7 protein-coding genes and 1 pseudogene are annotated in these 8,982 nt (G+C 74.6%); 5 read left to right on the top strand and 3 right to left on the bottom strand.

Annotated elements, in window-relative coordinates; genetic code table 11:
- Window positions 1–255: 255 nt before the first annotated feature.
- Window positions 256–1,233, bottom strand: coding sequence for a sigma-70 family RNA polymerase sigma factor (locus Q1V71_RS11105; protein ID WP_300643815.1), 978 nt, complete (start codon window positions 1,231–1,233; stop codon window positions 256–258).
- A 282-nt stretch (window positions 1,234–1,515) separates the two neighbouring features.
- Complete coding sequence (locus Q1V71_RS11100; RefSeq protein WP_300643813.1) at window positions 1,516–3,699, bottom strand: S9 family peptidase; 2,184 nt, start codon at window positions 3,697–3,699, stop codon at window positions 1,516–1,518.
- 74 nt (window positions 3,700–3,773) lie between these two features.
- On the opposite strand from Q1V71_RS11100, the gene Q1V71_RS11095 reads away from it, so the two are divergent.
- From Q1V71_RS11095 to Q1V71_RS11085, 3 genes are read left to right on the top strand one after another with little or no spacing between them, the layout of a single operon-like run.
- Complete coding sequence (locus tag Q1V71_RS11095) at window positions 3,774–4,457, top strand: 5-oxoprolinase subunit PxpA (protein ID WP_300643811.1); 684 nt, start codon at window positions 3,774–3,776, stop codon at window positions 4,455–4,457.
- 4 nt (window positions 4,458–4,461) lie between these two features.
- Entirely contained in the window at window positions 4,462–5,067 is a 606-nt protein-coding gene (locus Q1V71_RS11090; protein WP_300643809.1) for an allophanate hydrolase subunit 1, read from the top strand.
- Window position 5,068: 1 nt separating this feature from the next.
- Window positions 5,069–5,932: a biotin-dependent carboxyltransferase family protein gene (locus Q1V71_RS11085; RefSeq protein ID WP_300643807.1), complete on the top strand. Its 864-nt coding sequence runs from the start codon at window positions 5,069–5,071 to the stop codon at window positions 5,930–5,932.
- Here Q1V71_RS11085 and Q1V71_RS11080 read toward each other — a convergent pair.
- A complete protein-coding gene (locus Q1V71_RS11080; RefSeq protein ID WP_300643805.1) occupies window positions 5,916–7,337 on the bottom strand; it encodes a DNA polymerase IV in 1,422 nt (473 codons plus the stop codon). The two genes, Q1V71_RS11085 and Q1V71_RS11080, sit on opposite strands and share 17 nt — an antisense overlap.
- 126 nt (window positions 7,338–7,463) lie before the next feature.
- On the opposite strand from Q1V71_RS11080, the gene Q1V71_RS11075 reads away from it, so the two are divergent.
- Window positions 7,464–8,435 carry a DUF4192 domain-containing protein gene (locus tag Q1V71_RS11075; protein WP_300643803.1) on the top strand — a complete coding sequence of 324 codons (972 nt, stop codon included), beginning with the start codon at window positions 7,464–7,466 and terminating at the stop codon, window positions 8,433–8,435.
- Window positions 8,436–8,471: 36 nt separating this feature from the next.
- Window positions 8,472–8,982 (top strand): annotated as a pseudogene (locus Q1V71_RS11070) (glutamate--cysteine ligase); the annotation flags it as partial.

Here is an 8,982-nt window from a genome sequence, read left to right as displayed (position 1 = left end):
GTGAAGACCTCGCCGAGATCGCCCGCGAGCTCAACAACAGGCCCCGCAAACGACTCGGCTTCTACACCCCAGCAGAGGTCTTCGCTAAGTTGCTCGCCGAAGACCAAACCCAGGGTGTTGCGACCGGCCCCTGAATCCGCCGTCAGTTCTGAACCCCCGAGGCGTCAGAGGCGCACCGGATCGCCAGGACAGCACTCGACCCGCCACCAGGAAGTGACGGGTCGAGGGTTCGGAGCTGACGCCTCGGCGGTGGCCTCAGGCGGCGGAGCCGGCGGCGAGGTCCGGATCGGCGAAGCGGCGCAGCTTCTGCAGCGCCTCCCGCTCGAGCTGGCGCACGCGCTCGGCGGAGATGCCGTGCTTGGCGCCGATGTCGGCGAGCTTGTGCTGGCGGCCGTCGGTGAGGCCGTAGCGCGAGCGGATGATGTCGGCGGCGCGCTCGTCGAGCTGGCCGACCAGGGTGTTGAGCCGCTCACGGGACTCCACGTCGAGCACGGTCAGGTCGGGGCCCGGCGAGGTCTCCTGGGCCATCAGGTCGCCCAGTGAGGTGTCGCCGTCCTCGTCGACGGGGGTGTCGAGCGAGACGTGCTCGCGGCCCCACGAGAGCAGGTCCATCACCCGCTCGACCTCCATGCCCAGCTCGGTCGCGATCTCGTGCGGCTCCGGGTCGCGACCGAGCTGGCGCTCGAGGGTGCGGCGTGCGCCGCCCACCTGGTTGAGCTCCTCGACCACGTGCACGGGCAGCCGGACGACGCGGGCCTGCTGCGCGATGCCGCGGGTGATCGCCTGGCGCACCCACCACGTGGCGTAGGTGGAGAACTTGTAACCCTTGGTGTAGTCGAACTTCTCGACCGCACGGATCAGACCGGTGTTGCCCTCCTGGATCAAGTCCAGCATCGGCATCTGCGCCCGGCCGTACTTGCGGGCGATGGAGACCACGAGGCGCAGGTTGGCGGTGATGAAGGTGTCCACCGCCTTGCGACCCTCCTCGGCGAGCCACTCGAGCTCCTCCTGGCTGGCCCGCATCGGTGCGCCCCCCTTGGCGCGTCCGATGCGACCCTCGGCCAGGAGGTGCTCGGCCATGAGCCCGGCCTCGATGGTCTTGGAGAGCTCGACCTCCGCCGCCGCGTCCAGCAGCTCGTTGCGGGCGATCTCGTCGAGGTAAAGTCCGACGCTGTCGCGGCCCTCGATCTCCCGGTTGCTGCTCGAGCGGGTCGTGCGGGTGGCGGTGGCCATGGAACCCTCCTTCGCGGCGTGGACGCCCTCAGCGCCTCACGGTCTCCAACGCCCCACCGGTGCCCGAGATTCCCCTGGGGAACCCACCCGGGTGGTGGGACCTTCACACTGCTCGACGTGTGACGCCCTCGAGTAGTTGCGTCCCTTCCCAACTCTCAGGGACTTCTCAGGGCCTCACCTTCGTGTGAGTCGTTCGCCGCCGCGCCCCCTCCGGATGGGTGAGGTAGACCACGTCGGTGCCCGAGGCCGTGCGGTCGGCGCCGGAGGACGAGGGGTACGCCGTCAGCCGGCGAGCCCCATCCGGTCGAGGATCCAGGCCAGGGTGAAGGACCGGTCGTGCCAGGACTTGTACCGCCCCGAGACGCCGCCGTGGCCGGCCGCCATCTCGGTGCGCAGCAGCACGTCGGGACGGCCGGCCCCCGCGGAGTCGGTGGCGCGCAGCCTGGCGACCCACTTGGCGGGCTCGACGTAGAGCACCCGGGTGTCGTTGAGCGAGGTCTCGGCCAGGATCGCCGGGTACTCCTGGGCCGTCACGTTGTCGTAGGGCGCGTAGGAGGCCATGTAGTCGTAGACCTCCGGGTCGGCCTCGGGGTTGCCCCACTCGTCGTACTCGGTGACGGTCAGCGGCAGGGTGCTGTCGAGCATCGTCGTGAGCGCGTCGACGAAGGGCACTCCTGCGACCAGGCCGCTGAACAGCTCGGGAGCCTGGTTGGCCACGGCCCCGATGAGCAGGCCACCGGCGCTCGCGCCCTCGCCGACGAGCGTGTCGGGGGAGGACCAGCCGGTCTCCACGAGGTGGCGGGCGCAGGCGGCGAAGTCGGAGAACGTGTGCTGCTTCTTCATGAGCTTGCCGTCGTCGTACCACCGCCGGCCCATCTCGCCGCCACCGCGCACGTGGGCGATCGCGAAGGCGGCGCCCCGGTCGAGCAGCGAGAGTCGCGCGATGGAGAAGTACGGGTCGATCGAGGCCTCGTAGGAGCCGTAGCCGTAGAGGAGGGTGGGCACCGGGCGGGTGCCGCCGCCACTGTCCTCGCGCGAGCCCCGCTTGCACACGATCGAGATCGGGATCCGCTCGCCGTCCTCGGCGGTGGCCCACAGCCGGTGCTCCTCGTAGTCGGCCGGGTCGTAGCCGCCGAGGACGGGGGCGCGCTTGAGGAGCGTGAGCTCGCGGGTGCGCACGTCGTAGTCGTAGACGCTGCTGGGGATCGCCATCGTCGTGTAGCCCAGACGGACCGTGGGCTGCGCGAAGCCGGGGTTGCCGGAGGCGCCGACGGTGTAGACCGGCTCGTCGAAGGAGATGAGGTAGTCGTCGGTCACCGGCGCCTCGGGTGTGGCGCCCGCGCCGAGCTCGAGGATGCGCAGCTGGGTCAGCCCGTCGCTGCGCTGGTGCACCACGAGGTGGCCCGCGAACGCGTCCACGTCCTCGAGCCGTACGGCGGGGTCGTGCGGCAGCAGCGCCCGCCACTGGTCCCGCGGGGTCGGTGCCAGCGGGGCGACGGCGAGCTCGAAGTCGGGCCCGGTGCCGTTGTGCAGGACCAGGAACCGGTCCTCGCCGGCGAGCACGGCGTGCTCGAGGGAGTACTCGACGCCCTCCTCGCGCGCACAGAAGACCTGCCAGCCGGCCTCGGGGGTGTCGGCGTCGAGGACGCGGTACTCCGAGGTGGTCTTGGACCCGCTCGCCACCACCATGAAGCGGTCCGAGCGCGTGCGGCCCACGCTGGTGAAGAAGCGCCCGTCGGTCTCGTGGTGGACCAGCTCGTCGGCGTCCTGCGGGGTGCCGAGCACGTGGCGCCAGACCTTGTCGGCGCGCCAGGACTCGTCCACGGTCACGTAGTAGAAGCTCGTGCCGGCGCGGTCCCAGGTGGCGCCGCCGATGACCCCGGTGACGACGTCGTCGAGCAGCTCGCCGGTGCGCAGGTCCTTGACCCGCACCGTGTAGCGCTCGTCGCCGACGGTGTCGGTGGCGTAGGCCAGCAGGTGTCCGTCGGGGCTGACGGCCGCGCCGCCGAGGGAGAAGAAGTCGTGGCCCTCCGCGAGCGCGTCCAGGTCGAGCAGCACCTCCTCGCCGGGCAGGGCCGGCTGGTCGGCGGCGCAGTCCTCGGCCGGCTGCGGCGGGGTCCAGTCGTCGGGGTAGGTCACGGGCACCCGGCAGGTGGCGCCGTATTCCTTGCCGGCGAAGGAGCGCCCGTAGTACCAGTGACCGCGGTTGCGGGTCGGGACCGAGAGGTCGGTCTCGCGGGTGCGGGTGCGGATCTCCTCGAAGATGGTGGCCCGCAGGTCGGCGAGGTGGGCGGTGCTGGCCTGCGTCCACGCGTTCTCGGCCTCGAGGTGGGCCAGGACCTCCGGCGACTCCTTCTCGCGCAGCCACTCGTAGTCGTCGCTGCGGGTGCGCCCGTGGACCTCGCGCGTGGTGGTGCGGACGGCTGCGAGGGGCGGGGCGCTGGGCTGCTCGGGAGCGGTGGACATGCGGCGACCCTAGACGCGGGCGCCCATCCTCGCGCCCGCGGCCTCCGAGGGCCGGGGATGGGTAGGTTCGACCCGTGCCCCACATCGACCTCAACGCCGACCTCGGGGAGGGCGTCACCGACGACGCGGCCCTGTTGGGCGTGGTGACGAGCGCCAACCTGGCCTGCGGCTACCACGCGGGCAGCCCGGCGATCATGCGCGCGGTCTGCGCCGAGGCGGCGGAGCGCGGTGTGTCCGTGGGTGCCCAGGTCTCGTACGCCGACCGCGAGCACTTCGGCCGGGTGGCCCGCGACGTCGCGCGCGAGACGCTGCGCGAGCAGGTCGCCGACCAGGTCGGGACCCTCACCCTCATCGCGGGCGAGGAGGGCGTCGAGGTCCGCTACGTCAAGGCCCACGGCGCGCTCTACCACCGCACCCTCGACGACGAGGAGCAGGCGCTCGCGGTGCTCGAGGGCTCCCGCGGCCTGCCCGTGCTCGGCATGCCGGGCCGGCTGCTCACCCTGGCCGTCGCCGAGGGCCGCACGGTGCACCACGAAGGCTTCCCGGACCGGGGGTACGCCGAGGACGGCCGCCTCCTCCCGCGCGACCGGCCCGGTGCGGTGCTCGAGGACGCCGAGGCGATCGCCTTCCGCGCCGTCGAGCTGGCCGGCACCGTGGACTCGGTCTGCGTCCACGGCGACCACCCCGGTGCGGTCGCCCACACCCGGGCCGTGCGCGAGGCGCTCGAGGCCGCGGGCCTGGGGCTGCGCGGGCTGTGACCTGATGGTGGACGTGCGCGTCCTGCCGGTCGGACCCCGGGCGGTGCTGCTCGAGGTTGCCGACGTGGCGTCGGCGCTCGCGCTGGCCGCCCACTGCCGCGCGGCGTCCTGGGCGAGCGAGGTGGTGCCCGCGGCGCGCACGGTGCTGCTCGACGGGCTCGCGGTGCCTCCCGACCGCGTCGCGGCGGCCCTCACGACGTGGACCCCGGAGGGCCCCACCGCGGCCCCGGGCGGGCTGGTCGAGCTCCCCGTGGTCCTCGACGGTGAGGACCTGCCCGACGTCGCCCGGCTGTGGGACTGCACCCGGGTCGAGGTCAGGGCGACGCTGACGACCACGACGTTCACGAGCGCCTTCTGCGGCTTCGCGCCCGGTTTCGCCTACCTCTCCGGGCTTCCCGCCGACCGCGCCGTCCCTCGGCTGCCGTCCCCGCGGCCCCGGGTGCCGGCCGGCTCGGTCGCGCTCGCGGGGGAGTGGGCCGGGGTCTACCCGACCGCCTCTCCGGGCGGGTGGCGGCTGGTCGGTCGCACCGACGCCACCCTGTGGGACGCCGACCGTGATCCGCCGGCGCTGCTGACGCCCGGCACCCGCGTCCGGTTCGTGGAGGTCTGAGGTGCGCTCGTCCGCGCTCGGCGTCGCCGCGACGGGCCCGTCGGTGCTGCTGCAGGACCTCGGGCGGCCCGGCCTGGCCCACCTCGGGGTGCCGCGCGCGGGCGCCCTCGACGCGCCCGCGGCGGCCCTCGCCCGGAGGCTGGTCGGCGGTGCGGCCGACGACGCGGTGCTGGAGGTGCTGCTGGGCGGGCTCGAGGTCGTGCTCGAGGCCGACCCCGGGAGCGGCGCCTGGGTCGCGGTGACGGGGGCGCCCTGCCCGGTGGCCGTCGACGGTCGCGCGGCGCCGCACGGTCGGGCGGTCTGGGTGCCGGCCGGGTCGCGCCTGGTGCTGGGTCGTCCGACGACCGGTCTGCGCTGCTACCTCGCCGTCGACGGCGGCCTGCCCGTCGCCGAGGTGCTCGGGTCGCGTTCGTCGGACACGCTGGCCGGGATCGGCCCCGCACCGGTGCGTGTCGGGGACCGGCTGCCCGTCGGCGTACGACGGGGGGAGCCGGGGCGCGCGGAGGTACCGCCCGCCCGGGCGACCGGTCCGCTGCGGCTGCACCCGGGCCCGCGGGCCGAGTGGTGCGAGGACCCGCTCGCGGCGCTCACCGGTCGGACCTGGTCGGTCGGGGCGGACTCCGACCGGGTCGGTCTGCGGCTGCACGGCGAGCCACTGGTGCGCCGGCGCACCGAGGAGCTGCCCAGCGAGGGGATGGTCCTGGGCGCGGTGCAGGTGCCGCCGGACGGGCGGCCCGTGGTGTTCCTGGCCGACCACCCGCCGACCGGGGGCTACCCGGTGGTGGCCGTGGTCGAGGAGGCCGACCTGTGGCGCTGCGCCCAGCTGCGGCCGGGGGAGCAGGTGGGGTTCACCCGGGCGCGCTGAGGCCGCCCTCGCGAGCGGCGGGCCCGCCGGGGTCATCGGTCGGCTCGTCCTCGGGTTGCTGCCACAGGTGCAGCGCCGGGTCGTCGACCGGGAAGGACCGGACCGGCCCCGCCGGGCTCTCGCGGGTCTCGAAGCGCACCGTCACCACGCCCCGGCCCGAGCCCCACACCCAGCCCCGGCCGTGCTCGTCGTGCACGACGTCCGCGCCGGGGGCCCATCCGCTGGAGCGCGCGCGTGGCGGCTCGGGCAGGTCCTCGGCCTCCTCGTCCGTCGTCCCCGCAGCCTCGTCAGACCCGTCGAGGTCGGCGAACAGGTCGTCCTGCACCCAGTCGGCCAGCCCCGAGACGCCCACGCCGAGCAGGCGGACCCCGGCCCGGAGTGCGGGACCGGTCTCGACCCCGGCGGCGAGCTCGGCGAGCAGGGAGCGCACGACCCGGGCCACGACGGCCGGGCTGTCGGTCGGCTCGGGCAGGGTCGCGGACCGGCTGGTGGTGGTGAAGTCGTGGAGGCGGACCTTGATCGTCACCGTCCGTCCCGACAGTCCGGCCTTGGCCAGCCGGGCGGCCACCTCGCCGGACTGGCGCACCAGCAGGTGCTCCATCAACCGCAGGTCGGAGAGGTCGGAGTCGTAGGTGCCCTCGACGCTCACCGACTTCGTCTCGCGCTCCGCGACCACCGGGCGGTCGTCGTGGGCCCGCGCCAGGTGGAAGAGCCCGATGCCGTGGGCGCTGCCGACCAGCCGCACCAGCTCCTCCTGGCTGACCTGCTCCAGGTCGGCGACGGTCTGCACCCCGGCGCGGCGCAGCCGATCCGCGGTCGCCGGGCCGACGCCGGGGATGACGGTGACGCTCATCGGCCGCAGCAGCTCGCGCTCGGTGCCCGGCGCGACCACGACCAGGCCGTCGGGCTTGTCGAGGTCGCTGGCGACCTTGGCCATGAACTTGCTGGTCGCCACGCCCACCGAGCAGGTCAGCCCGTCGGTGACCTCGGTGACCCGCGCGCGCAGCCGCTCGGCGAAGGCGGTCACCGACTCCACCGACAGGTCGGCCAGGGTCGGGTCCGGCGAGGCCGCCAGGTCCACGAAGGCCTCGTCCAGCGACAGCGGCTCCACGAGCGGCGAGGCCTCGCGCAGCGCACCCATCACCGCACGGCTGGCCTCGCGGTAGGCGCCGAAGCGCCCCGACAGGAACGCCGCGTGCGGGCACCGTGAGCGGGCCTCGCGCGTCGACATCGCCGAGCGCACCCCGTAGATCCGGGCCTCGTACGACGCCGTCGCCACGACCCCGCGCCCGCCGGTGCCCCCGACCACGACCGGGCGGCCGCGCAGGGAGGGCTTGTCGCGCTGCTCGACGGCGGCGAAGAACGCGTCGAGGTCCAGGTGGAGGACCGAGGCTTCGCGACGCACGTCGCGCACGCTACCCAGGCCCGCCCCCGGCCCACGGGTCGTCCACAGCCCACCCCCGTGCGGCCCTGTCCCCAGCGCCGGGTCGAGGGACCCCACGGCGCGTGCCACGCGAGCAGCCTGCTGCGCATGGACACGACCCGCGCCGGCACCGCCGAGCCCCCCGCCCCCGAGCCCTACGTCTCCCGCACGCCCGAGGACGTGCTCGCGGCGGTGCCGCTCGTGCTCGGCTTCGAGCCGGCCGAGTCGCTCGTCATGCTGACCTTCGGCGCCCCGCGCCCCTTCCACGCCCGGGTCGACCTCCCGCGCCACCGTCGGGACCTCGGCGACCTCGTGGAGGTCCTGCGCGAGCCGGCCGTGCGGCACGGGGTCGCCCGCGTGCTCCTGGTCGGCTACGACCCCGACGGGCCCTGGGCCGCCGAGGTGCTGCGGGCCGTCGCCGCCGGGATGGAGGCCGCCGGCATCGAGGTCGTCGCCTGCCTGCGCGCCGACCGCGGCCGCTGGTGGCCGGTCGGACCGGTGACGGCACCCTGCGAGCGGGGTCCCGGGACGGCGTACGACGCCGCAGGGCACCGGTTCCGGGCCCGCTCGGTCGTGGAGGGGCGCGTGACCCTCCCCGACCGGGCCGCCCTGGCGTCCGGGCTCGCCCCGCACCCCGGCGGACCCGACCCCGACCTCGTCGATGCCCTCGCCCGCGCGGTGCCACCATCCGTGCGCCGGGTCGACGCCCTCCTCGACGTGCTCCTGCGCACGGGGGAGCGGCCCGACGAGGACCAGGTGGCCGCGCTGCTGCTCGCCGCGGGGCAGGGCCGGTTGCGGGAGCCGGTGCAGCGCCGGCTCACCCGGGCCAGCGCCCCCGGGCTGGTCGACCTGTGGTCGGAGGTGGTGCGCCGCGCACCGCACGACCGGGTCGCCGACGCCGCCGGCCTGCTGGCCCTCTGCGCGTGGGTCTCCGGCCACGGCGCCCTGGCCTGGTGCGCGGTCGACCGGGCGAGGGAGGTCTCGCCCGACCACGGCCTGGCCGGGATGGTCGCGACGCTGCTGGAGGCCGCGGTGCCGCCCCAGGAGTGGGAGACGTCGCTGTGCCGCCTCGCGGGGTGACGGCGCGGGGGTCGCGCACGCCCTAGGGTGCGAGCCATGGGAGAAGAGGTCGAGGCGCAGGAGTTCACCCGCGCCGACCGCACGCGCCACCGCGAGAAGATCCGTCGCAACCTCGACGTCTTCGCACGGATGCTGCGCGAGGCGGCGTTCGACACCGACGACCCCATGTGCGGACTCGAGGTCGAGCTCAACCTCGTCGACGACCGCGGCGACCCGGCGCTGAAGAACGCCGAGGCACTGGCGCTGATCGCCGACCCCGACTTCCAGACCGAGCTCGGCCAGTTCAACATCGAGATCAACGTGCCGCCGGTGCACCTGCACGACGACGGACTGACCCGCATCGAGGAGCACCTGCGCGGGGATCTCAACGACGCCGAGGCCAAGTCGTCCCAGGTCGGCGCCCACCTGGTGATGATCGGGATCCTCCCCACGCTGACCGAGCAGCACCTCGACCGTCAGGTGCTCAGCGCCAACCCCCGGTACCAGCTGCTCAGCGACGAGATCCTCGCCGCCCGGGGCGAGGACATCGTCCTCGACATCGCCGGCC

This window comes from Nocardioides sp., from assembly GCF_030149505.1.
GTDB lineage: Bacteria > Actinomycetota > Actinomycetes > Propionibacteriales > Nocardioidaceae > Nocardioides.
The sequence above is the reverse complement of the archived record's forward strand: the minus strand, read 5'-3'. Positions and strand labels throughout refer to the sequence as shown.

Bases quoted from the DNA above. Each gene is read 5' to 3' on its own strand.
- Q1V71_RS11105 (WP_300643815.1), bottom strand. From the start codon at position 1,233: ATGGCCACCGCCACCCGCACGACCCGCTCGAGCAGCAACCGGGAGATC.
- Q1V71_RS11100 (WP_300643813.1), bottom strand. From the start codon at position 3,699: ATGTCCACCGCTCCCGAGCAGCCCAGCGCCCCGCCCCTCGCAGCCGTC.
- Q1V71_RS11090 (WP_300643809.1), top strand. From the start codon at position 4,462: ATGGTGGACGTGCGCGTCCTGCCGGTCGGACCCCGGGCGGTGCTGCTC.
- Q1V71_RS11075 (WP_300643803.1), top strand. From the start codon at position 7,464: ATGGACACGACCCGCGCCGGCACCGCCGAGCCCCCCGCCCCCGAGCCC.